At 62.7% G+C, this 22625-nt stretch carries 18 protein-coding genes and 6 tRNA genes; 19 read left to right on the top strand and 5 right to left on the bottom strand.

Annotation, left to right across the window (positions count from 1 at the left end; genetic code table 11):
- Window positions 1-18 precede the first annotated feature (18 nt).
- The 11 genes from CLU88_RS06850 to CLU88_RS06800 all read left to right on the top strand — a co-directional run bounded on the left by CLU88_RS06850 (window position 19) and on the right by CLU88_RS06800 (window position 8253).
- Entirely contained in the window at window positions 19-810 is a 792-nt protein-coding gene (locus CLU88_RS06850) for an SPOR domain-containing protein (RefSeq protein ID WP_099655946.1), read from the top strand.
- 24 nt (window positions 811-834) lie between these two features.
- The gene (locus CLU88_RS06845; RefSeq protein ID WP_099655945.1) at window positions 835-1329 is read left to right on the top strand and encodes a CvpA family protein; all 495 of its coding nucleotides are present in this window, start codon (window positions 835-837) and stop codon (window positions 1327-1329) included.
- Between the two features lie 74 nt (window positions 1330-1403).
- Window positions 1404-2909, top strand: coding sequence for an amidophosphoribosyltransferase (gene purF / locus CLU88_RS06840; protein WP_099655944.1), 1506 nt, complete (start codon window positions 1404-1406; stop codon window positions 2907-2909).
- 104 nt (window positions 2910-3013) lie between these two features.
- Window positions 3014-4426 carry a glutamate--tRNA ligase gene (gene gltX / locus CLU88_RS06835; RefSeq protein ID WP_099655943.1) on the top strand — a complete coding sequence of 471 codons (1413 nt, stop codon included), beginning with the start codon at window positions 3014-3016 and terminating at the stop codon, window positions 4424-4426.
- Between the two features lie 61 nt (window positions 4427-4487).
- A tRNA-Ala gene (locus CLU88_RS06830) sits at window positions 4488-4563 on the top strand.
- 37 nt (window positions 4564-4600) lie between these two features.
- A tRNA-Glu gene (locus CLU88_RS06825) sits at window positions 4601-4676 on the top strand.
- A gap of 50 nt (window positions 4677-4726) precedes the next feature.
- Window positions 4727-4803: transfer RNA gene (locus tag CLU88_RS06820), tRNA-Asp, on the top strand.
- Between the two features lie 53 nt (window positions 4804-4856).
- Window positions 4857-4932, top strand: a tRNA-Ala gene (locus CLU88_RS06815).
- Between the two features lie 37 nt (window positions 4933-4969).
- Window positions 4970-5045 (top strand) — tRNA-Glu (locus CLU88_RS06810).
- Window positions 5046-5095: 50 nt separating this feature from the next.
- Window positions 5096-5172, top strand: a tRNA-Asp gene (locus CLU88_RS06805).
- Window positions 5173-5370: 198 nt separating this feature from the next.
- Window positions 5371-8253, top strand: a complete 2883-nt coding sequence (locus CLU88_RS06800; RefSeq protein ID WP_099655942.1) for an EAL domain-containing protein — start codon at window positions 5371-5373, stop codon at window positions 8251-8253.
- Between the two features lie 216 nt (window positions 8254-8469).
- On the opposite strand, the gene CLU88_RS06795 is transcribed toward CLU88_RS06800, so the two are convergent.
- The 5 genes from CLU88_RS06795 to CLU88_RS06775 form a co-directional block, all read right to left on the bottom strand.
- Entirely contained in the window at window positions 8470-9228 is a 759-nt protein-coding gene (locus CLU88_RS06795; protein WP_099655941.1) for a 3-hydroxyacyl-CoA dehydrogenase, read from the bottom strand.
- 160 nt (window positions 9229-9388) lie between these two features.
- Complete coding sequence (locus CLU88_RS06790; RefSeq protein ID WP_099655940.1) at window positions 9389-10441, bottom strand: extracellular solute-binding protein; 1053 nt, start codon at window positions 10439-10441, stop codon at window positions 9389-9391.
- A 147-nt stretch (window positions 10442-10588) separates the two neighbouring features.
- Window positions 10589-11008 (bottom strand): RNA-binding S4 domain-containing protein, encoded by a 420-nt coding sequence (locus CLU88_RS06785; RefSeq protein ID WP_099655939.1) that lies wholly within the window; start codon window positions 11006-11008, stop codon window positions 10589-10591.
- A gap of 24 nt (window positions 11009-11032) precedes the next feature.
- The gene (locus CLU88_RS06780; RefSeq protein ID WP_099655938.1) at window positions 11033-12490 is read right to left on the bottom strand and encodes a sensor histidine kinase; all 1458 of its coding nucleotides are present in this window, start codon (window positions 12488-12490) and stop codon (window positions 11033-11035) included.
- Window positions 12491-12521: 31 nt separating this feature from the next.
- On the bottom strand, window positions 12522-13211 hold the full coding sequence (locus CLU88_RS06775) for a response regulator transcription factor (RefSeq protein ID WP_099658699.1): 690 nt from the start codon (window positions 13209-13211) through the stop codon (window positions 12522-12524).
- A 190-nt stretch (window positions 13212-13401) separates the two neighbouring features.
- Here CLU88_RS06775 and CLU88_RS06770 point away from each other — a divergent pair, with 190 nt between their 5' ends.
- The 8 genes from CLU88_RS06770 to CLU88_RS06735 all read left to right on the top strand — a co-directional run bounded on the left by CLU88_RS06770 (window position 13402) and on the right by CLU88_RS06735 (window position 22610).
- Window positions 13402-14358, top strand: a complete 957-nt coding sequence (locus tag CLU88_RS06770; protein WP_099655937.1) for a tripartite tricarboxylate transporter substrate binding protein — start codon at window positions 13402-13404, stop codon at window positions 14356-14358.
- Window positions 14359-14444: 86 nt separating this feature from the next.
- Window positions 14445-14963, top strand: coding sequence for a tripartite tricarboxylate transporter TctB family protein (locus CLU88_RS06765; protein ID WP_099658698.1), 519 nt, complete (start codon window positions 14445-14447; stop codon window positions 14961-14963).
- Window positions 14964-14975: 12 nt separating this feature from the next.
- Entirely contained in the window at window positions 14976-16490 is a 1515-nt protein-coding gene (locus CLU88_RS06760) for a tripartite tricarboxylate transporter permease (RefSeq protein ID WP_099655936.1), read from the top strand.
- Between the two features lie 405 nt (window positions 16491-16895).
- Window positions 16896-17657 (top strand): DUF2325 domain-containing protein, encoded by a 762-nt coding sequence (locus CLU88_RS06755; RefSeq protein ID WP_099655935.1) that lies wholly within the window; start codon window positions 16896-16898, stop codon window positions 17655-17657.
- Window positions 17658-17925: 268 nt separating this feature from the next.
- The gene (locus CLU88_RS06750; protein ID WP_099655934.1) at window positions 17926-19464 is read left to right on the top strand and encodes a sigma-54-dependent Fis family transcriptional regulator; all 1539 of its coding nucleotides are present in this window, start codon (window positions 17926-17928) and stop codon (window positions 19462-19464) included.
- 169 nt (window positions 19465-19633) lie between these two features.
- Window positions 19634-20836, top strand: coding sequence for a substrate-binding domain-containing protein (locus tag CLU88_RS06745; protein ID WP_099655933.1), 1203 nt, complete (start codon window positions 19634-19636; stop codon window positions 20834-20836).
- Between the two features lie 269 nt (window positions 20837-21105).
- The gene (locus CLU88_RS06740) at window positions 21106-21882 is read left to right on the top strand and encodes an ABC transporter ATP-binding protein (RefSeq protein WP_099655932.1); all 777 of its coding nucleotides are present in this window, start codon (window positions 21106-21108) and stop codon (window positions 21880-21882) included.
- Window positions 21879-22610, top strand: coding sequence for an ABC transporter ATP-binding protein (locus tag CLU88_RS06735; protein WP_099655931.1), 732 nt, complete (start codon window positions 21879-21881; stop codon window positions 22608-22610). The genes CLU88_RS06740 and CLU88_RS06735 overlap by 4 nt, the downstream gene beginning before the upstream one ends.
- The last annotated feature ends 15 nt before the right edge of the window (window positions 22611-22625 follow it).

Raw genomic sequence — 22625 nt, 5'->3', positions numbered from 1 at the left:
ACACGAGTCTTTTTCCCCATGGCATTTTTCAAGTTTCGGTGGCCCGGTCAAAGTGATCCAGCCGACAAACCGACCAAACGCAGCCGTTCTCCCCAGGCCGAGAGCATCGAAGTGATGCGGCGCCGCGCCCGGCATCGCTTGATGGGGGCGGCTGTGCTGGTGTTACTCGGGGTTGTGGGTTTCCCCTTGTTGTTTGACACGCAGCCAAGGCCTATCCCTGTAGACGTTCCCATAGAAATTCCTGATCGCGGCAAAGTGGCGCCTTTGGTGGTGCCGGTGCGGCAAAGCGATGCCGATCAGGCGAAGCCCAGCAATGTTGCGGCGTCTAGCGGTGCTCAAAGCCGAGCAGGTGCGGAGCGGGTGGCCGCGAGTGCCACACTGGGCGATGGTGAGGAAATTGTTGCTTCCAGCCACAGCAGCCGTAGTGCACCCAAGGCTAGCTCTGCCGCCTCTCCTGCACCGAAGCCTGAGGCGAAGAGCGCGGGTGCTACGGCGGTCAAACCAGCCAAGACCGAAGACGGGGCGCGAAGCAAGCCTGCAGCAGAGGTGCGGCCGCCTGCAGCGCCCGATCGCACGGATGATGAGCGTTTCATTGTTCAGGTCGGTGCTTTTGCCGATGCCGACAAGGCGAAAGAGGTGCGCCTCAAGCTGGAGCGTGCGGGGCTCAAAACATACACCCAGGTCGTCGATGCCAAAGATGGAAAAAGAACCCGTGTCCGTGTAGGTCCTTACGCCAGCCGTGCGGAGGCGGACAAGGCTGCTGCGCGCATCAAGGGACTGGATTTGTCGGCCTCTGTGCTGACGTTGTAAGTCTGTTCGGTCGCTGATTGCTTCATGCATGCTCTGGATTGGATTTTTGTCGGCATATTGACGGCCTCGTTGCTGATCGGCGCGTGGCGTGGTCTGGTGTTTGAGTTGCTCTCCTTGGCAGGGTGGGTGGCAGCGTTTTTTGTGGCGCAGTGGTTTGCCGCGGATGTGGGGCGCATGCTGCCTATTGCAGATGCCGATAGCGCCCTGAGCTATGCCAGTGGGTTTGCCGTTGTGTTCATTGCTGCGGTGTTTGCTTGTGGATTTATTGCGTGGCTCGCCAAGAAGCTGGTGGAGGCGATTGGACTGCGCCCAGCAGACAGGGTTTTAGGGGCTGGATTCGGCTTGGCACGCGGCGGTGTGCTGCTGCTGGCCGTTGCTGTGTTGGTGGGCTTGACGCCTTTGCGTGATGAACCTTGGTGGGCTGCTTCTTTGTCGGCACCTGTGTTGAGTGAGGCGCTCGGTGTTTTAAAGCCTGTGCTGCCGCAGAAATTTGGAAGCCTGCTTCCTTTGTCGGAATGAGCGAGTGCGTGCCTGCAACTCGCCCATGAAAATTGCTTTGTGCAGAACCCTCTGCAATCGGATGGAATAAAACTATGTGTGGAATCGTTGGTGTTGTCAGTACTGCGCCGGTCAATCAACTGATCTATGACGCTTTGTTGCTTTTGCAGCACCGTGGGCAAGATGCTGCTGGCATCGTGACCCAGCAAGGCCGCAAATTTTTTATGCACAAAGCCAAGGGCATGGTGCGCGACGTATTCCGCACTCGCAACATGCGCGCCTTGCCTGGCAATGTGGGTTTGGGTCAGGTGCGCTATCCCACAGCGGGCAATGCCTACAGTGAAGAAGAGGCACAGCCCTTTTACGTCAATGCACCTTTCGGCATTGTGTTAGTGCACAACGGCAATTTGACCAATGCGCAGACCTTGCGCACAGAGCTGTTTCAGACGGACCATCGGCACACCAATACCGAGAGCGACTCCGAGGTGCTGCTCAATGTTTTTGCCCATGAGCTGGAGCGCGCGACTCGAGGTGTGCCACTGCAACCCGAGGATGTTTTTACCGCAGTACGTGCTGTGCACCAGCGTATCAAGGGCTCGTATGCCGTGATCGCGTTGATTGCAGGTCACGGATTGTTGGCGTTCCGAGATCCCCATGGCATTCGTCCCCTGGCGATGGGCCGAAGCCAGGACGGAACGGTGATGGTGGGCAGCGAGTCTGTGGCGCTGGAGGGCACCTCGCAGGTGTTCGAACGCAACATTGAACCTGGCGAGGCGGTTTTCATCACCCTGGACGGTACGGTGCACTCGCGTCAGTGCGCTCAGGCACCACAGTTGAATCCTTGTATTTTTGAGTTTGTCTATTTGGCCCGGCCTGACTCGGTGCTGGATGGAATTTCCGTCTACCAAGCGCGCCTGAATTTGGGTGAGGCTCTTGCCAAGCGGGTGGTCTCTACCGTGCCGCCCAATGAGATTGACGTGATCATTCCCATTCCTGAGTCGAGCCGCCCCAGCGCCACACAACTGGCCCATTTGCTGGGCATTCCGTACCGCGAAGGTTTTGTGAAAAATCGCTATGTGGGACGTACCTTCATCATGCCGGGGCAAGGTATCCGCAAAAAGTCAGTGCGCCAAAAGCTCAACGTGATCGGTAGCGAGTTCAAAGGCCGCAACGTGCTGTTGGTGGATGACTCTATCGTTCGTGGTACCACCTCGCGCGAAATCGTTCAAATGGCGCGCGATGCCGGCGCCCGCAAGGTGTATCTGGCCAGTGCAGCCCCCCCGGTGCGTTATCCCAACGTGTACGGCATCGATATGCCCACCAGCAAGGAGTTGGTGGCCCACGGTCGCACGGTCGAAGAGATTCGCCAGGCCATCGGCTGTGATGCGCTGATTTACCAGGATGTGGAAGCTATGAAGCGGGCCGTGGGGTCGCTCAATAGCGCCATCTCCGGCTTTGATGCATCTTGCTTTGATGGCGTATACGTCACAGGCGACATCACTGCAGAAGACATTGCGCGCCTCAATGAAGGTCGCGTGGGGGCTGAGGAGGGGGAGGAGGACACCTCTCGGCTTGCTTTGCCCAACGCCCAGGAAGCCTGATCTCCCTTTGGCCGCCCTTCCTTTATTGGGTGGCCGAGCCCTTTGATTTATTGATTTACCCCTGAGCTGCGCGGCACACTTCGCGTTGGCTCACCCCTATTGCCATGACAGAAACCAACGTTGCGCGCGTGCGCACCCGCTTTGCTCCTTCTCCCACTGGGTTTATCCATTTGGGAAATATTCGCTCTGCGCTGTACCCCTGGGCGTTTGCGCGCGCCACTGGTGGGGATTTCATTTTGCGCATCGAAGATACAGACGTGGAGCGCTCCAGCCAAGCGGCGGTGGACGTCATCCTGGAGGGCATGCAGTGGCTGGGTATGGAGCCCGACGAGGGGCCGTTCTATCAAATGCAGCGCATGGACCGTTACAAGGCCGTGCTGGCCCAAATGCTGGCGAAAGGGGATGTATACCCTTGCTACATGAGTGTGGCCGAGCTGGATGCACTGCGTGAGGGCCAGATGGCTGCCAAGGAAAAGCCCCGTTACGACGGTACGTGGCGCCCTGAGGAAGGCAAAACACTGCCTGCGATCCCTGAAGGTGTTCAGCCTGTGCTGCGGTTTCGCAATCCCAAAGATGGCGTGGTTGCTTGGGATGACAAGGTCAAAGGTCGCATCGAGATCCGCAACGACGAACTCGACGATTTGGTGATTGCACGCCCCGATGGCACCCCCACTTACAACTTTTGCGTCGTAGTGGACGATATCGACATGGCAATTACCCACGTGATCCGAGGCGATGACCACGTGAACAACACGCCGCGCCAGATCAATATCTTCCGTGCTTTGGGGGCTGAGCCGCCGGTGTATGCGCATTTGCCTACCGTGCTCAACGAGCAGGGCGAGAAGATGAGCAAGCGCAATGGCGCCAAGCCAGTGACGCAGTACCGCGACGAAGGGTATCTGCCCGAGGCCATGATCAATTACCTGGCCCGCCTGGGCTGGAGCCATGGCGACGATGAAATTTTCAGCCGTGAGCAGTTTTTGCAATGGTTCAACCTGGACCATCTGGGCCGCAGTGCAGCACAGTTTGACGATGCCAAGCTGCGCTGGGTGAACGCGCAGCACATCAAGACAACCGCAGACGAGGCGTTGGCCGTTTTGGTGGCAGAGCAGTTGGTTCAACGCGGCATTGATCGGTCGGCACTGGACGACGGTCGCTTGCCTCGCATTTGTGGTTTGTTCAAGGACCGTTGCGACACCACCGCGGCTCTGGCGGACTGGGCCTTTGTCTTTTATGGCGATGTCAAGCCGCAAGCTGCTGAAATGGAGCAGCATGTGACCCCCGCCATTTTTGCGGCCCTGGATTCCCTGGCTGCAGCCCTGGCTGCTTGTGCATGGGACAAGGCTTCCATCAGTGCTGCGTTCAAAGCCACGTTGGCAGAGCAGGGCCTCAAGATGCCTCAACTGGCCATGCCAGTGCGGGTGTTGACCGTGGGTACCGCCCATACGCCTTCTGTGGACGCCGTGCTTGAACTGGTTGGCCGCGAAAAAGTTCTCGCACGTTTGCAAAACCGCTAAATATCTGTATATAATTCAAGGCTGTGATGACGATGACTTAGATTTAAGTCAAAGCCATTAAGGGGGTATAGCTCAGCTGGGAGAGCGCTTGCATGGCATGCAAGAGGTCATCGGTTCGATCCCGTTTACCTCCACCAAATTTGTCAGTATCAGTTCGGTTAGTTCCAAGGTTTTGACCCCATCGTCTAGAGGCCTAGGACATCACCCTTTCACGGTGAGTACCGGGGTTCGAATCCCCGTGGGGTCGCCAAGTTGTAGCGCTTGGCTTGTGTCAGAGATACAAGCAAAAGCTATCTACCAGGAGTGGTAGTTCAGTTGGTTAGAATACCGGCCTGTCACGCCGGGGGTCGCGGGTTCGAGTCCCGTCCACTCCGCCAAATCCAGGGCCTGAAGTCATTCAGGCTGGGTCTTCAAGCAATTGAAGTTCCGTGGGGGTATAGCTCAGCTGGGAGAGCGCTTGCATGGCATGCAAGAGGTCATCGGTTCGATCCCGTTTACCTCCACCAAATTTGTCAGTATCAGTTCGGTTAGTTCCAAGGTTTTGACCCCATCGTCTAGAGGCCTAGGACATCACCCTTTCACGGTGAGTACCGGGGTTCGAATCCCCGTGGGGTCGCCAAGTTGTAGCGCTTGGCTTGTGTCAGAGATACAAGCAAAAGCTATCTACCAGGAGTGGTAGTTCAGTTGGTTAGAATACCGGCCTGTCACGCCGGGGGTCGCGGGTTCGAGTCCCGTCCACTCCGCCAAGCATAAACCGCTGTAGTCGAAAGGCTGCAGCGGTTTTTTTATGCCTTGATGAATGACTTAACTGACCCGCAGGCCACGAAAGCCGCGCTTGAACCGTATGGTTGTGGCCAGGTTTGTTACAAGTGGTGAGGCCTGTGCAAGAATCGTCTGCATGCCACCGCACCACTCAGGTGCCTCTCAGAGACCATCAGGCGCCCATGAACCTTCTTCGGTTGCAGATTCACCCACAACACTTGGCCAGCTTCAAAGCGGTAGCCCCGGTGCTCTACCTGTTGACGGGTGGAGTGATTGCAGCCTGGGCCTATTTTTCGGTGGCAACTCCACAGCGTGTGGGCCATTACCTCACATTGCACCAAGTGCTGGAGACGCTGTCCATTGCCGTGTCGGCGTTGGTGTTTGCGGTGGGGTGGAAGGCGCACAGCCTGAATCCCCAGCGGAACGTCCTTCTTCTGGCCTGCGGCTTTTTGGGGGTGGCGGTCTTGGATTTTTCGCACATGCTGTCCTTTGCCGGCATGCCGGACTACATCACGCCCAATTCGGTGGCCAAGGGGATCAATTTCTGGTTGCCCGCCCGGTATTTGGGGGCGTTGACGCTCCTGGGTGCAGTCGCGTTGCATTGGCGCGAGCCGGGTGATGTTGCCGATCCAGGCCCTGGCAGGTTTGCGGTGGTGGCCTTGGTCTTGGCCGTGGTGGCTGTTGTCCATGCCATCGTTTTCTGGTTTCCGCAGTGGTACCCGCAGACTTACGATGCCCAAGGGCTGACGCGGTTCAAGATCGCCTCCGAATACGGTGTGGTCGCCTTGTATGCAGTGTCGCTGCTGCTGTTGCTTCGCTGGGCGCGGGAGCGTGCCGCCTTTGATGTGGCCAGGTTGTTTGCTGCCGTGTGGGTGATGGCCCTGAGCGAGTTCTTTTTCACGTTCTACGTCATCGCGACCGACCCCTTCAATCTGCTGGGCCATTTGTACAAGGTGGTGGGGTACTACTACCTCTATCGGGCCATCTTTGTGGGCACCATCGAGGCGCCATACCGGGTGCTCAAGCAGTCCGACAAAGCCATGCGCGCCGTGCTGGATGCGGTGCCCGACCTGATGTTTGAAGTGACCCGCGATGGCCGTTACGTACAGATCCATACGCGCCAGCCCGAGTTGCTGCTGATGCCGGCCAGCGAGGTGGTGGGCCGGTCGATCCACGACATCCTGCCCCCAGCAGCGGCGGCCGTGGCGCAGGCTGCGATCGATGCGGCGGCTGAGCACGGCCTGGCCCGTGATTTTCAGTATGTGCTGGACTTGCCGGATGGCCCGCACTGGTTTGAGTTGTCCGTGGCGCGCAAGGTGATGGACGATGAAGCAGACGATCACTTTGTGGTGCTGTCGCGTGACATCTCCCAGCGGGTGCAGATGCTGGACACCTTGCGCAAGTTGCGCCATGCCGTGGAGCAGGCGCCCAACTCCATCTTCATTGCAGGCGCCGACGGCAACATCGAATACGTGAACCCTGCATTCACCGCCACGACGGGCTACAGCCCCGAGGAGGTGATTGGCCGCAACCCACGCCTGCTGAGCGCGGGCGCCACGCCTGCGAGTGTGTATGCCGACCTGTGGGCCCATTTGACCTCTGGCCGTCCGTGGCGCGGTGAGTTTGTAAACCGCCGCAAAGGTGGCGGCGAGTACAACGAGTCCGCCATCATCTCGCCCCTGCTGGACGAGCAGGGCCACATCACCCACTACCTGGCTGTGCAGGAGGACGTGACAGAACGCCGGCGTGACGAGGAGCGGATTCGCAAGCTGATCAACTTTGATGCGCTGACCGGCCTGCCCAACCGCACGATGTTCGCCTCTCGGTTCAGCCAGGCTCTTGCATTGACGCAGCGCAGCGGCCATCAGTTGGCCCTGTTGTACCTGGATCTGGACCACTTCAAGAACGTGAACGACTCGCTGGGCCACCAGGTGGGCGACGGGCTGCTGATCGAGATTGCGCAGCGCTTGCAGTCGGTGGTGCGCGACGAAGACACGGTGTCCCGGCAGGGTGGGGACGAGTTTGTCATCGTGCTGCCGCTCACCGATGCCCAGCAGGCCGCCCACGTGGCCGATGGGCTGCAAGCGCAGGTGCGGCGCATCTGTAAGCTGCAGCACCACGAGTTGGTGGTGACATCGTCGATAGGGATTGCGATGTACCCAGAGGACGGCAGCGACTTTGAAACCCTGGCCCAGCGTGCCGATGTCGCCATGTTCCGTGCCAAAGAATCTGGGCGCGATACCTACCGTTTTTTCTCGGCAGACATGCAGGCGCAGTCGCTCCGGGTGCTGAAGATCGAGAACGCCCTGCGCAGTGCCCTGGTGCACGGGCAACTGACGCTGCACTACCAGCCGCAAATCCGGCTGAAGGACCATCAACTGGTGGGGGTGGAGGCCTTGCTGCGGTGGACTCACCCTGAGTTGGGTGCCGTCGGCCCGGCCGAGTTCATCCCGGTGGCTGAAAGCAGCGGCCAGATTCTGGGCATGGGCGAGTGGGTACTGCGCACCGCGCTGGCCCAGGCGCGGCAATGGCGCGATGCGGGCCACACCGAGCTGGTGGTGGCGGTGAACCTGTCGATGGTGCAGTTCCGTCACCCGGGCCTGGTGGACGTGGTGAGCCGGGCATTGGTTGACAGCGAGGTGCCGCCGCAGATGCTGGAGCTGGAGCTGACCGAGGGCATTGCCATGGATGCGCCAGAACAGGTGATTGCCATCGTGCAGCAGCTGTATGACCTGGGCGTGCAGCTGTCCATCGACGACTTTGGGACCGGGTACTCGTCGTTCAGTTACATCCAGCGCCTCAAGGTGCACAAGCTCAAGATCGACCAGTCATTTGTGCGCCACCTGGGCGACGACCCTAGTGCGCCCCACATCGTGCGCGCCATCATTGGCCTGGCGCAAAGCCTGGGCCTCGAGACCATCGCCGAGGGCGTGGAAACGGCCGCGCAGAGCGACGTGCTTTTGGGCTTGGGTTGCGACACGGGGCAGGGTTACCACTTCAGCCGCCCCGTGCCAGCGGCCGCCTTGGAACAGCTTTTGGCGCGAGGCCACTCAGTCGTGGGGTAAGGGAGGCGGGGCATGGGCAAGCTCCTGGCCAAAATAGAACCGCCGCGTTGTCAGCGCGGCGGGCGGTGGTACCAGCCGAGTGTTCAGCGTGGCGCGAAGCCTCGCCAAGCAGCGTTTTGGCGGGTTTGATGCCAAATATGCCCCCTGCGCGCGAGGAATAAGCGTGAGGTGCTATTAAATATATAGCGTTTGTATGCCCTGATTCCTTGGCCTGGCTCAACGAGGGGCCAAGCGAATCGCACCATCCAGGCGGATCACTTCGCCGTTGAGCATGTCGTTTTCAAAGATGTGCAAAGCGAGTTTGGCGTAGTCTTCCGGCGTGCCCAGGCGGCTGGGGAAGGGGACGCCTGCGGCCAGCGCATCCTGCACTTCCTGGGGCATGCCGAACAGCATGGGGGTGCCAAAGATGCCGGGGGCGATGGTCATGTTGCGTATGCCGTTGCGCGCCAGGTCGCGGGCGATGGGCAGGGTCATGCCGACGATGCCGCCTTTGGATGCGGAGTAGGCGGCTTGGCCAATTTGGCCGTCGTAGGCTGCCACGCTCGCCGTGGAGATCATCGCGCCGCGCTCGCCAGTCACTTCGGGGGTGTTTTGGGACATGGCCTGGGCGGCCAGCCGGATCATGTTGAAGCTGCCCAGCAAATTCACCGTGATGGTCTTGCTGAACAAGGCCAGCGAGTGCGCGCCATTTTTGCCCACGGTTTTTTCCGCAGGGGCAATGCCGGCGCAGTTGACCAGCCCCATCAGCTTGCCCAAGGACACGGCTTTGTCCACCACGGCCTGGCCGTCGGCTTCGCTGCTGACATCGCAGCGCATGAAGGTGCCGCCAATGTCTCGCGCCACGGCTTCGCCTTTGTCCGCCTGCATGTCCGCAATCACCACGGTGCCGCCGCGCAGCGCCAGCATGCGTGCCGTGCCTTCACCCAGTCCCGAAGCGCCGCCGGTCACGATGAATACTTTGCCTTTGATCTCCATGAGCCATCTCCTTTGTGAATTACGTTAACGTAAACGTCAATTATCCTTCAGGCGCATTCTCAAACCCCAAAACTCTTTGTCTTTGGTGCTTGCATTGCGCTTGCGGGCACAAAAAAGCCCGGCAGAGCCGGGCTGATAGAACTGGGAGGATGCCCTCAGATCACTGGAAGCCGACGCGGTCCAGCATCTGTTGAACCTTGGTCACGTTCGCACCCACGGCGCTGATCGGGATGGTTTCGCTCTTGAATGGCGCGCCACCGGTCATGGCCTTGAGGGCGGGGTTGTCCAGCGTCACGCCCTTGACGGTAGGCCACTCGTTGTTGCCATTGGCAAAGTAGTTCTGGGCTTCTGGGCTGGCCAGGTATTCCAGGAACTTGACGGCGTTGGCCTGGTTCTTGGAGTAACGTGCCACGGCGCCGCCAGCGATGTTCATGTGCGTGCCCCAGGAGGATTGGTTGGGGAACACGACCCCCACCTTATTGACCACAGTCACGTCCTCGGGCTTGTTGGATCGCATCATGCGGGCCAGGTAGTAGGTGTTGGTCACGCCGATATCGCACTCACCAGCGGCCACGGCTTTGATCTGGTCGGTGTCACCACCCTTGGGGGGGCGTGCCAGGTTGGCCACCATGCCCTTGAGCCAGGCTTCGGCCTTTTGCTCGCCCATGTGCTCGGTGACGGCGCCGAACAGGCTCAGGTTGTAAGGGTGCGAGCCCGAGCGAATGCACAGCTTGCCCTTGTTCTTGGGGTCACCCAGAGACTCGTAGGTGTCCACATCGGTCTTTTGCACCTTGACCTTGTTGTAGACGATCACGCGTGCGCGGGTAGACAGGCCAAACCACGAAATGCCGCCGTCGGCTGCAGGCGTGCTGCGCAGGTTGGCAGGAATCGCGTCGTTGAGCAGCTTGGACTGGATGGGCTGGAACAGGCCATCCACTTCGCCCTTGTACAGGCGCGCAGCGTCCACCAGCAGGATGACGTCGGCTGGCGAGGCTGTGCCTTCGGCCTTCAGGCGCGCCAGGATGCCTGCATCGTCAGCATCCACACGGTTGATTTTGATGCCAGTGGCTTTGGTGAAGCCGGTGTACAGGGCCTCGTCGGTCGAGTAGTGGCGTGCGGAGTAGAGGTTCACCACTTGTTCTTGGGCCAATGCGGCGCCCGCAGTGGCGGCCAGTGCGCAGGCGGTCAGCAAGGCTTTCACGGTCTTCGACATGGAATGCTTCTTTCGGGGTTGTAACCCTCGGATGATAAAACAAACGCGAATTATTCTTAATAAAACCCGTGTGGCGCGAGGGTGTCAGGCAGCTTTGAACAGGTTCTTAGACGCTGCAGCTGCTTTGATCTGCGTGAGGCTGGGCGCTCACTCGTCGATGGATGCGCTCCAGCGGCTGCCCCAGTCCTGGGCACGCTCGATGTTGCGCCGGTCGCGTTTGGTGGGGCGCCCGTCTTGCAGGGTGGCAGCGGGCTCGGGCGCCAAGCGCCTTTGTTCTGCCGCCTGCTCGCGGGCCGCGATGCTTTCCACCGTCTCTTCGTACAGCAGCTGGGCCACAGGGGCAGGGCCCCGGGCACCGCTCAGCGCTCGCACCAGCACCGTGCGGGCCACGGGGCCTTGGCGCAAAGCCACGGTGTCGCCGCAGCGCAGGTCGCGCGCGGGCTTGGCCTGCTGGCCGTTCACGGTCACGCGGCCTTTGCTGATTTCTTCGGTCGCCAGGCTGCGGGTTTTGTAAAAGCGCGCGCACCAAAGCCATTTGTCCAGGCGCATCGTTTCGGTCACATTCATGGGGGTGGATTGTGCCGCGTTGCCTTATTCGCTGCCGTGGGGGATGGTGGGGTGGCCCGCGTCTGGCTGCGGCCGCGCCAGCGGCAGGCGCACCACGGCGTCCAGCCCCAGCACCCTGGTTCCCTGTTCGCGATTGGTCAGCGCAATGCTGCCTTCCAGCGCCTGCACGATCTCCTGGCAAATGGCCAGGCCCAGGCCACTGCCGCTGCGCACATCACCGGCAGAAAATGGCTGAAAGAGCCGTGATGCCAACTCCGGCTCAATCCCTGGGCCGTGGTCGCTGATGGTGAGTGCGGTGTGGTGTGCGTCGCTGCGCAGGTCCACCGTCAACTCGCTGCCGGGCGGCGCGTGGCGCACGGCGTTGTGCAGCAGGTTGCGGGTCAGCTCGCGCAGCATCCACTCATGGGCGCGCACGGGGGCCGCCTCGGTTTGGATGCCAAAGTCCAGGTCGCGTTGTGCGATCAGGGGCGAGATCTCCAGCGCTACGGTGCGCAGCACCTCGTCCAGCCGGGTGATGGGCGGCTCGCTTTGCTGGCGCAGTTGCTCCACCTTGGCCAGGGCCAGCATCTGGTTGGCCAGTTGGGTGGCGCGGTCCACGGTGTCGCTGATTTCATGCAGGGCCTGCTCGGCAGGCATGTCACCGCGCAGGGCCGATTGCACCTGGGTTTTGAGCACGGCCAAGGGGGTGCGCAGCTGGTGCGATGCATCGCGCACAAACCGCTTTTGGTGGCGCAGCAGGTGGCGCAGCCGCTGCATGACCTGGTTGGTGGCGGCAATCAGGGGCTGCAGTTCGCGTGGGGCTGTGGGCGCGGCGATGGGGCTCAGGTCACCTTCGCCACGGGCCTGCAGTTGCAGGCTCAGGTGCCGCACCGGGCGCGTGGCGCGTTGCACGACCCACAGCACGGTGAAGGCGATCACCGCAATCAGCAGGGCTTGCCGCAGCAGGGTCTTCCACAGAATCTGCAGCGCCAACGTCTCGCGCACTTCCAGCGTCTCGGCCACCTGGATCACGGCCATGCCGCGCCCTTCGGCGCTGGCCACAGGCTGCAGCAGCACGGCCACCCGCACGGGCTGGTCGCGAAAGACATCGTCGTAAAAATCCACCAGCGCGGCGTAGGGCGGCTTCAGAGGGATCTTGCCGCGCCACTCGGGCAGGTCGTCAAAGCCCGAGATCACCTCGCCGCTTTGGGTCGATACGCGGTAGAACATGTGGCTTTGGTTGTCGGCCTCAAACGCCTCCAGTGCAGAGTAGGGCACGATGGCCCGGATGTGGGCGTCGTCGTCAAAGCCCTCCACATCCAGCTGCTCGCTGATGCTTTTGGCCGATGCCAACAGCGTGCGGTCGTAAGCGGTGTTCAGCGAGGCCAGCGTCTGGTGGTAGAGGCTGTAGGTGTTGAAGCTGATGAACGCCACCACCGGCAGCAAAATGCCCAGCAGCAGCCTGCGGCGCAGCGAGTGGGTGGCTTGCAGCGGCTCGGTCATGCAGGGCGCTTTCTTTTCTTCTCTTGCCGTCTCAGGCCTGTGCATCGGTGCGCAGCAAATAGCCCAGCCCGCGCAGCGTCATCAGCGTCAGCCCCGTGCCCGCCAGCTTCTTGCGAAGCCGGTACACCACCACCTCAATGGCTTCGTACTGCACATCCAACTGGCCCGGGAAGACCAGCTCGTACAGCCGCTCCTTGGTCACGGCATGGCCGGGCTGGGCCAGCAGGGCGTGCATCAGGGCCAGCTCGCGCGGGGTCAGCTCCATCACCTCGCCATTCAGGTACAGCGCACCGCTGTCCTTGTCATAGCGGATGGCGCCGATTTGTGTGGTGTTGCCGCCCACCGGGGTGGCGCCTGGGTCGGCGCTGCGCCGCACCAGGGCGCGCAGGCGGGCCTCCAGCTCATCCAGGTCAAAGGGCTTGGGCAGGTAGTCGTCCGCCCCGGCATTGAGGCCCATGACGCGGTCGCCCACGGTGCCCCGGGCGGTGAGAATCAGCACCGGTGTGCGCAGGCCCAGGGCGCGGGCGCGTTGCAGCACTTGCAGCCCGTCCAGGCCGGGCAGCGTCAGGTCCAGGATCACGGCGTCCGGCACCCGGCCCACCCATTGGGTGAGAGCGGCTTTGCCGTCGCCCACCGCTGCCACCTCCATGCCGCGGCGCGTTAGCGCCCGCTGCAAGGTGGTCTGCATGGTGGGGTCGTCTTCTACAAGGAGCAATTGCATGCGCGGCACCATAGCACCGACTGGGCCGTGGTTTCCAGAGTTTTCAAGGGGAAATGCCGGATTGCGACACCCAGGCTGGGGCGCGGCAGCGCCATCGCCGTATGGGTGTTTTCCCTGAGTTCGCAGACAGCCTTTTGACAGGCAGCGCGCGCATCATCCCAGCATTCGCTAACCGTTCCAGGAGACACCGATGCGTCGCGATACTTTCCTCAAGTCTTTGGCCGCCCTGGCCGCCGCTGGCAGCCTGCCAGTGTCGGCGCAGACTGCCGCTTTGAAAATGATGATCCCCGCCAACCCCGGTGGCGGCTGGGACACCACGGGCCGTGCCCTGGGCAAGTCCATGCAAGAGGCGGGCGCTGCCTCCTCGGTCTCGTATGACAACAAGGGCGGCGCTGCGGGCGCCATCGGTCTGGCGCAGTTCGTCAACTCCAGCAAGGGTGATCCAAACGCCCTGATGGTGATGGGCGCTGTGATGCTGGGCGGCATCATCACCGGCAAGCCACCCGTGGGCCTGGACAAGGTCACCCCCCTGGCGCGCCTGACCAGTGAATACAACGTGTTTGTGCTGCCTGCCAACTCGCCCTTCAAGACCATGAAGGACGTGGTCGAGCAGCTCAAGAAAGACCCCGGCAGCGTGAAGTGGGGTGGTGGCTCGCGTGGCTCCACCGAGCACATTGCCGCCGCCATGATTGCGCGTGAAGTGGGCGTGGACCCCGCCAAGATCAACTACGTGGCCTTCCGTGGGGGTGGCGAGGCAACGGCCGCCATCCTGGGTGGCAACGTCACCGTCGGCGGCAGCGGCTACAGCGAGTTTGCCGAGTACATCTCGGCGGGCAAGATGCGCGCCGTGGGCGTCACATCGGCCACCCGCCTCAAGGGCGTCAATGTGCCTACGCTCAAGGAGCAAGGCATCAACGTGGACATCGGCAACTGGCGCGGCGTGTATGGCGCCCCTGGCATCACGGCCGAGCAGCGCAAGGCCCTGATCGATGCCCTGGCCAAGACCTTCAAGCACAAGGCCTGGCAAGACGCCATGGACAAGAACGGCTGGACCCCCGCGTGGCTGGCGGGCGACGAGTTCTCCAACTTCGTGGACGCTGAGTTTGCCAGCCTGCGCGCCACGATGGCCAAGTCCGGAATGATCTAAAGCGAGGTAGGGCTGCAGCGGCTTTGCGTCTGTCCTGATGGGGCGGGCGCAGCGCCGCTGTGCCAGTTGGTGCGAAGGAAAAAATCATGACACAACAACATTCATCGCGCTCCAAGCCGTTGCAGACCCTCATTGGCGTAGGCATTGTGGCGCTGGCGGGGTTGCTGGCCTGGGGGGCCAGTTCTGTCAGCTCCGAGGCAGGCTACGGCGGCGTGGGGCCCAACTTCTTTCCCTGGGTGGTGGCCATCGTGCTGCTGATCTGCGGGGTGCTGTGCGTGGTGCACGCGCAGACCGGCGGCTTTCGCGAGCTGGAAGACGGCTCGGGCGACGAGCGTGCGCACTGGAAGGGCTTCATCTGGGTGTCTGCCGGGTTGCTGCTCAATGCACTGCTCATCACCACCCTGGGCTTCATCCTGAGCTGCGCCCTGTGCTTCGTGCTGTCGGTGCGGGGCTTCAAAAGCTCGGAGGGCGAGTTGGACCTGCGCCTGCAAGCCTGGATCAAGGACTCGGCCATTGGCATCGCCGTAGCGGCGCCGGTGTACTGGATGTTTACGCAACTGCTGGCCATCAACCTGCCCGGCCTCACAAACACGGGGTGGCTGTAAAGCCAGCACGCTATGGATACGCTCAATCTCTTGATGCAGGGGTTCATCACCGCTGCCACTCCCATCAACCTGCTGTGGGCCTTTGTGGGCTGCATCATCGGCACCGCCGTGGGGGTGTTGCCAGGCATTGGTCCCGCAGTGGCCGTGGCCATGCTGCTGCCCATTACCGTCAAGGTCGAGGCCACGGCCTCCATGATCTTCTTTGGCGGCATTTACTACGGCGCCATGTATGGTGGCTCCACCACCTCCATCCTGCTGAACACGCCGGGTGAGGCGGGCTCCATGGTCACGGCCATGGAAGGCAACAAGATGGCCAAGCATGGCCGCGCCGGCGCCGCGCTGGCCACGGCAGCCATTGGCTCGTTTGTTGCGGGCACCATCGCCACCATCCTGGTTACCTTCTGCGCACCCCTGGTGGCCGAATACGCCATCCGCCTGGGCCCCCCTGAATACTTCATGCTGATGGTGCTGGCCTTCACCACCGTGAGCGCGGTGCTGGGCAAGAGCACGCTGCGTGGCATGGTGGCACTGTTTGTCGGCCTGGCCATGGGCCTCATCGGCATCGACCAGATTACAGGCCAGGCCCGCTACACCGGTGGCGTGCCTGAGCTGATGGACGGCATCGAGGTGGTGCTGATTGCGGTGGGCCTGTTTGCCGTGGGCGAGGCGCTGTACAACGTGATGTACGAAGGCAAGGCGGACGAAACCCAGAACCGCCTGACCAGCACCCACATGACCAAGGAAGAGTGGAAGCGCTCCTGGCCCGCCTGGCTGCGCGCCACGGCCATTGGCTTTCCTTTTGGTACTGTGCCTGCGGGCGGCAGCGAGATTCCGACCTTCCTGAGCTACGCCGCTGAAAAGAAGCTCAGCAAGCACAAGGAAGAGTTTGGCACCACCGGCGCCATCGAAGGCGTGGCAGGCCCCGAGGCTGCCAACAACGCGGCCATCACGGCCACGCTGATTCCGCTGCTCACGCTGGGCATTCCCACATCGAACACCACGGCCATCTTGCTGGGCGCGTTCCAGAACTACGGCATCCAGCCCGGCCCGCAGCTGTTTGATACCAACGGTGCGCTGGTGTGGGCGCTGATCGCGTCGATGTACATCGGCAACGTGATGCTGCTGATCCTGAACCTGCCCCTGGTGGGCTTGTGGGTCAAGCTGCTGAACATCCCGAAGTCGTACCTGTACGCGGGCATTCTGGTCTTCTCCACGCTGGGCGTGTACGGCATGCGCCAAAGCGCGTTCGACCTGGTGCTGCTGTACGCGATTGGCCTCTTGGGCGTGGTGATGCGCCGCTACGACTTCCCGGCCGCACCGGTGGTGGTGGGCATGATCCTGGGCCCCCTGGCCGAGGCACAAATGCGCAATGCCGTGTCGATTGGCGAAGGCAAGTGGACGATTTTCCTGGAGCGCCCAGGCTCGGTCACGCTGATCGTCATCGTGCTGGCCGTGCTGATCGTGCCGCGCCTGCTGCGCCGCTGGGCGGCCAAAAAAATCCAGGCGGTGGAGGCCAGCGCAGGCTGATCTTCCTTTCACTGCCGCTGCCCAGGTGCATCGGACGAGTGACCCCTGAGGGTGTGCGGCGATGTCTGCACACCCTTTTTTCATGGGCGCGGACAAAGTAGCAGAAGGACGGGAATAGGGCGGGTGCGCGTGGGTACAGCGCAGAGCAGGGCAATGGCCCGCGATTCGCTTTGCAAACATGCAGTACGAGTGGGCAGGCGCGGGGATGTGCCCTATGGGCTGAGCCGCAGTGCACAGCCAAGGTGCTGCGGGGTGGGAGGAGAACCGGGCCACCCACCCCCATCACGTTGGCTTCGCAAGCAGGCATCGGGGGGTGGTCCCCCGATGCCCTCCCACCAGGTACTTGCTTTCACGCCGCAGATTGTACTCTAAAATGCGAATCGTTCTTATTTGCAAGGATGGCGCATGCACTCACTATCGCAAGAGTTTCTGGCCCTGTGCCGCCAACTGGGCGAAGCGCAGACCCGTTGCAGCGCCGCCATGGCCGCGCAGGCTGCCGAGCTGGAGCGGCTGCAGCGCGACGTGGTGCGATTGCGCGCGGCCGTCATCGTGCGCGACACGCGGCTGGAGCAAGCCCGTGCTGCGCTGGAAGAGGCCCGGCAGGCCCAGCCACCCGGATTGCCCCGGCGCAAAGAGATAGCACGGCACATCCGCACCCTGGCCGAGCGGGTGGCCATGCTCTCACGCGAATGTTTGCGCTGGCGCTTGCAAGCCGTGGTGGGGGCAGGCGGGGAGAAGGGGGCAGGCTTGTTGGCCGATGCGCCTGTGGCGAGCCCGACAGCGGCAGCCACCCTTGCAGGCCGGCCCCAAGCAAGCCACAGCGCCGCGCCCGCGCAGCCTGATCTGGACGAAAGCCTGGCCGCCGCGGACCTGGTGATCTGCCAGACCGGCTGCATCAGCCACGACGAATACTGGCGCGTGCAAGACCATTGCCGCCGCACGGGCAAGCCCTGCATTCTGGTGGACCAGGCCAGCCCGGCGCCTGGTGTGCATGTGCTGCAGCAACCCGTGGTGGTGCTGCGCATGGCCCAGGGCCTGAGGGCTGTGCGCGGCGTGCCAGGCTGGGGGCCGCCCGGCGACCTGCCCGTGGGAGAGCACGCAGCGCTGCAAACCCCCCTCGACTCCAAGGCCACCTCTGCCGAGGTCTTGGAACGGGTTCATAAGTAAAAAGGCCTGATTGGCGACCTGCCTCAGACGCCTTCTCGTCCCCACCCGTTCGGGCTGAGCTTGTCGAAGCCTTGCACGCACGCGGCAAGCCCTGGCTTCGACGGGCTCAGCCCGAACGGATGGAGTGGTGTCTGAGGCAAGTAGCTAATCAGGTAAAAAGGCCCCTGGCGCTTATCCATAAAGCGCTAGCAGCTATATTTTTGGTAGCAAATCGCCATCCCATGCGCGGCATGGCAATGGCCCACGGGCCCCGCGCTACCATCGCCCCATGCCCCCGCTCAAAGACGACACCCCCGCACTGCCGCTCGATGCCCAAGGCATTCTGGAACTGGCGGCGCGCTCTATGTTCCAGCTGTTTTCCAGCGTCAGCCAGGGCATGCTGCTCATTGACCTGAGCGGGCGCATTGTGTGGATCAACGAGGGCTACCTGCGCTTTCTGCCTGACCTGGGGTTTTCGTCCGTCGACCAGTTTGTGGGCCGCATGGTGGAGGACGTGATCCCCAACACCCAGATGCACCGCGTGCTGGCCACCGGCCAGCCCGTGCTGGTGGATTTGCTCACCAACCATGCGGGCACTTTTGTGGTCAGCCGCATTCCGCTGCGCGACGAGGCCGATCGCGTGATCGGAGCCATCGGCATCGTGCTGTTTGACCACCCTGAGACCACGTTGCAGCCCCTCATCAGCAAGTTTGCGCTGCTGCAGCGCGACCTGGACGACGCCCGGCGCGAGCTGGCCAGCCAGCGCAGCCGCACGCTGGTGGGGGCGGGCCTGGGCGACGGGCAGCGCCGCGCCAAGTACACCTTTGCCAGCTTCATTGGCTCGAGCCCTGCGGCCGCCGAGGTCAAGCGCCAGGCACGGCGCGCGGCGCAGTCCAGCAGCCCGGTGCTGCTGCTGGGCGAGACGGGCACGGGCAAAGAGCTGCTGGCCCACGCCATCCATGCTGCATCGAGCCGTGCCAGTGGCCCCTTTGTCAGCGTCAACATCGCAGCCGTGCCCGACACGCTGCTCGAAGCCGAATTCTTTGGCGTGGCCCCCGGCGCCTACACCGGTGCCGATCGCAAGGGGCGCGACGGCAAGTTCAAGCTGGCCGATGGCGGCACGCTGTTCCTCGACGAAATTGGCGACATGCCGCAAAGCCTGCAGGCCAAGCTGCTGCGGGCGCTGCAAGAGGGCGAGATCGAGCCGCTGGGCAGCAACAAGCTCGTGCCCTTCAATGTGCGCATCCTCGCCGCCACCTCGCGCGATCTGGCCGCGCTGGTGCGCGAGGGCAAGTTCCGCGAAGACTTGTTCTACCGCCTGCATGTGCTGCCGGTGCGGGTGCCGCCCCTGCGCGTGCGGCGCAGTGACATCCCCGCGCTGGTCGAATCCCTGGGCGAAGACCTGGCCCTGCGCAACGGCACACCGCCGCCCGAGCTGCAGCCCGACGCCCTGGCCCTGCTGGCGGGCCAGCCCTGGCGCGGCAATATCCGCGAGCTGCGCAACGTGCTGGAGCAGGCGGTGATGCGCAGCGACTCCAGCACCGTCGACGCCGCCCAACTGGCCCGCGTGCTGCGCGAGGCGGGCGTGGAGCCCGCCGCCCCGGCGCCCGTGGCCGAGCTGAGCAGCGCCACCGCACTGGAGTCCGACGACGACGCCCGCTACCTGCGCCCCCTGGCCGAGCAGGTGGCAGAGCTGGAGCGCCGCGCCATTGCCGCCACGCTCAAGGCCAATGGCGGCAACAAACTGGCCACCGCACGGCAGCTGGGCATCTCGCGGGCCACGCTGTATGAACGTCTGGAAAACCCTGATCTAAAAACAGACAGTTGACTGAATTTCAGTCGTTGATTTGTCTGAATATTGATCATATGGGTGAAGTGATCGTGGCCACTCTGGTGCGGGCCCCAATCAAATCAACCACTTGCGCGCCCCTGTGCAATCCGCGCTCGCTGGCACGCCATGTGCACTACAGCCTGCATAACCACAGGAGACAACCGCCATGCAACGCCGCACCCTGGTCACTGCCGCCGCCACCGTTACCGTTCTCGCTGCCAGCCTGGCCGCCCCCGCCTGGGCCCAGTCGGGCGAAATCCGCATCGCCCACATCTACAGCAAAACCGGCCCGCTGGAGGCCTACGGCAAGCAGACGCAGACCGGCCTGCTGATGGGCCTGGACTACGCCACCGGCGGCACCATGCAGGTGGGCGGCAAGAAGATTGTGGTGATCGAGAAAGACGACCAGGGCAAGCCCGACCTGGGCAAGAGCCTGTTGGCCTCCGCCTACTCGGACGACAAGGCCGACATTGCCGTCGGCCCCACCTCCAGCGGCGTGGCGTTGGCGCTGCTGCCTGTGGCCGAGGAATACAAAAAGATCTTGCTGGTGGAGCCCGCTGTGGCCGACGCCATCACCGGCGACAAGTGGAACAAGTACATCTTCCGCACCGGCCGCAACAGCAGCCAGGACGCTATCAGTAACGCTGTGGCGGTGGACAAGGCGGGCACCACCATCGTCACCCTGGCGCAAGACTATGCCTTTGGTCGCGACGGCGTGAAGGCCTTCAAGGAAGCCATCAAGAACGCCAAGCTGGTGCACGAGGAATACCTGCCGCAAAGCACCACCGACTTCACCGCTGGCATCCAGCGCGTGGTCGACAAACTCAAGGACCAGCCCGGCCGCAAGGTGGTGATGGTGATCTGGGCTGGCGGCACGCCGCCCTATGCCGCGCTGGCCGCGCAAGAGCTGTCCAAGCGCTTTGGCATTGACGTGGCCACGGGTGGCAACATCCTGCCCGCCATGGCCAGCTACAAGGCCTTCCCTGGCATGGAAGGGGCCACGTACTACTACTTCGGCATCCCCAAGAACCCCGTGAACGAGGCGCTGGTCTCGGCCCACTACAAGCAGTTCAAGGCCCCGCCAGACTTCTTTACCGCCGGGGGCTTCTCCTCGGCCATGGCGCTGGTCACCGCCCTCAAGGCCACCAACGGCGAGACCAACACCAACAAGCTCATCCGGGCCATGGAAGGCATGAGCTTTGACACGCCCAAGGGCAAGATGACCTTCCGCAAGGAAGACCACCAGGCCCTGCAGAGCATGTACCACTTCAAGATCAAGGTGGACCCGGCCTTTGCCTGGGGCGTGCCCGAGCTGGTGCGCGAGATCAAGCCCGAAGAGATGAACGTTCCCATCCGGAACAAGAGGTGAGCATCCCCCTGAGCGGCTTTGCCGCTTCCCCCTTCTCTCGTTTCGCTGCGCGAAGCGGGAAGGGGGACGCCACCAGCGCGGCGGGGCGGTGCGGCCGGCTCAGGCCCTTGCGCGGTGGCCGCTGACATCGGCCGTGCTAAGTGCAGTCATCGTGCTCGATTGCTGCGAATTTGATAGCTGCTAGCGCTTATTAGATAGGCGCCACGGGCTGTTTTGACCTTGATTTTTGTGTTGGCCTGTCGTTTGCCACTCCACCACCTGCTGCCTTCATGCTTGCAACCCACAACCTGACCATCCGCTTTGGCGGCCATGTGGCGGTCAATGGCGTGACCTGTGCCTTTGCGCCGGGCACGCTCACCGCCATCGTCGGCCCCAATGGCGCGGGCAAGACCACGTACTTCAACCTCATCTCGGGCCAGCTCAAGGCCAGTGCGGGCAGCGTGCAATTGGGCGGGCGTGACCTGACGGCGCTCAGCCCCTCGGCTCGCACCCGGGCTGGGCTGGGCCGGGCGTTTCAGCTCACCAACCTGTTCCCCAGCCTGAGCGTGCTGGAGAACGTGCGCCTGGCCGTGCAGGCCACGCAGGCCGGCTCGCACCGCCGGGGGCTCAACCTGTGGAGCATCTGGAGCGACCACCGCCAGCTCACCGAGCGGGCGCAGCACATTCTGCAAACCGTGGCCCTGTTCGAGCGGCGCGAGACCCCCGTGGCCAGCCTGCCGCATGGCGATCAGCGCAAGCTGGAAGTGGCCTTGCTGATGGCGCTGGAGCCACAGGTCTACATGTTTGACGAGCCCACCGCAGGCATGAGCCACGACGAGGCCCCGGTGATCCTGAACCTGATCCGCGAGCTCAAAAAAGACAAGACCAAGATCATCTTGCTGGTGGAACACAAGATGGACGTGGTGCGCGAGCTGGCCGACCGCATCATTGTGCTGACCAACGGCACGCTGGTGGCCGACGGCGCTCCGGCCGAGGTGATCGCCTCGCCCGTGGTGCAGGAGGCGTACCTGGGCGTCTCCAAGGATGAGCAAAAGGAGGCCGCATGAGCAGCACCGCCAACCTCCTGGAACTCAAAGGCGTTCACACGCACATCGGGGCGTACCACATCCTGCACGGCGTGGACCTGGCCATCCCCAAGGGCCAGCTCACCATGCTGCTGGGCCGCAACGGCGCGGGCAAGACGACCACGCTGCGCACCATCATGGGCCTGTGGCAGGCCTCGCAGGGCAGCGTCCACTTCAATGGGCGTGACATCACCCGCCTGCACACGCCGCAGATAGCGGGGCTCAACATTGCCTACGTGCCCGAGAACATGGGCATCTTTGCCGACCTGACGGTGAAGGAAAACCTGCTGCTGGCCGCACGCAAGGCCAGCAACGCAGCGCAGATGGACGCCGCGCGGCTGCAATGGATCTTCCGGCTGTTCCCGGCCGTGGAGAAGTTCTGGAACCACCCCGCGGGCAAGCTCAGCGGCGGACAAAAGCAGATGGTGGCCGTGGCCCGCGCCATCATCGAGCCGCGTGACCTGCTCATCGTGGACGAGCCCAGCAAGGGCCTGGCCCCCGCCATCATCAACAACATGATCGAGGCGTTCGACCAGCTCAAAAAGAGCGGCGTGACCATCCTGCTCGTCGAGCAGAACATCCACTTTGCCAAACGCCTGGGCGACAACGTCGCCGTGATGGACAACGGCCGCGTGGTGCACGCAGGCAGCATGGCCGCGCTGGCGGCCGACGAGGCGTTGCAGCAGTCGCTGCTGGGGCTGTCGCTATGAATTACAAGCGAAATA

Origin of the sequence: Acidovorax sp. 56 (assembly GCF_002749705.1) — a bacterium.
GTDB lineage: Bacteria > Pseudomonadota > Gammaproteobacteria > Burkholderiales > Burkholderiaceae_C > Acidovorax.
This window is presented reverse-complemented; position numbering and strand designations above follow the sequence as displayed.

Coding starts and splice junctions, on each gene's coding strand:
- CLU88_RS06765 (WP_099658698.1), top strand. CDS start 14,445: ATGACACAACAACATTCATCGCGCTCCAAGCCGTTGCAGACCCTCATT.
- CLU88_RS06800 (WP_099655942.1), top strand. CDS start 5,371: ATGAACCTTCTTCGGTTGCAGATTCACCCACAACACTTGGCCAGCTTC.
- CLU88_RS06850 (WP_099655946.1), top strand. CDS start 19: ATGGCATTTTTCAAGTTTCGGTGGCCCGGTCAAAGTGATCCAGCCGAC.
- CLU88_RS06755 (WP_099655935.1), top strand. CDS start 16,896: ATGCACTCACTATCGCAAGAGTTTCTGGCCCTGTGCCGCCAACTGGGC.
- CLU88_RS06845 (WP_099655945.1), top strand. CDS start 835: ATGCATGCTCTGGATTGGATTTTTGTCGGCATATTGACGGCCTCGTTG.
- CLU88_RS06760 (WP_099655936.1), top strand. CDS start 14,976: ATGGATACGCTCAATCTCTTGATGCAGGGGTTCATCACCGCTGCCACT.
- CLU88_RS06795 (WP_099655941.1), bottom strand. CDS start 9,228: ATGGAGATCAAAGGCAAAGTATTCATCGTGACCGGCGGCGCTTCGGGA.
- CLU88_RS06780 (WP_099655938.1), bottom strand. CDS start 12,490: ATGACCGAGCCGCTGCAAGCCACCCACTCGCTGCGCCGCAGGCTGCTG.
- CLU88_RS06750 (WP_099655934.1), top strand. CDS start 17,926: ATGCCCCCGCTCAAAGACGACACCCCCGCACTGCCGCTCGATGCCCAA.
- CLU88_RS06790 (WP_099655940.1), bottom strand. CDS start 10,441: ATGTCGAAGACCGTGAAAGCCTTGCTGACCGCCTGCGCACTGGCCGCC.
- CLU88_RS06785 (WP_099655939.1), bottom strand. CDS start 11,008: ATGAATGTGACCGAAACGATGCGCCTGGACAAATGGCTTTGGTGCGCG.
- purF (WP_099655944.1), top strand. CDS start 1,404: ATGTGTGGAATCGTTGGTGTTGTCAGTACTGCGCCGGTCAATCAACTG.
- CLU88_RS06745 (WP_099655933.1), top strand. CDS start 19,634: ATGCAACGCCGCACCCTGGTCACTGCCGCCGCCACCGTTACCGTTCTC.
- CLU88_RS06770 (WP_099655937.1), top strand. CDS start 13,402: ATGCGTCGCGATACTTTCCTCAAGTCTTTGGCCGCCCTGGCCGCCGCT.
- CLU88_RS06740 (WP_099655932.1), top strand. CDS start 21,106: ATGCTTGCAACCCACAACCTGACCATCCGCTTTGGCGGCCATGTGGCG.
- CLU88_RS06735 (WP_099655931.1), top strand. CDS start 21,879: ATGAGCAGCACCGCCAACCTCCTGGAACTCAAAGGCGTTCACACGCAC.
- CLU88_RS06775 (WP_099658699.1), bottom strand. CDS start 13,211: ATGCAATTGCTCCTTGTAGAAGACGACCCCACCATGCAGACCACCTTG.
- gltX (WP_099655943.1), top strand. CDS start 3,014: ATGACAGAAACCAACGTTGCGCGCGTGCGCACCCGCTTTGCTCCTTCT.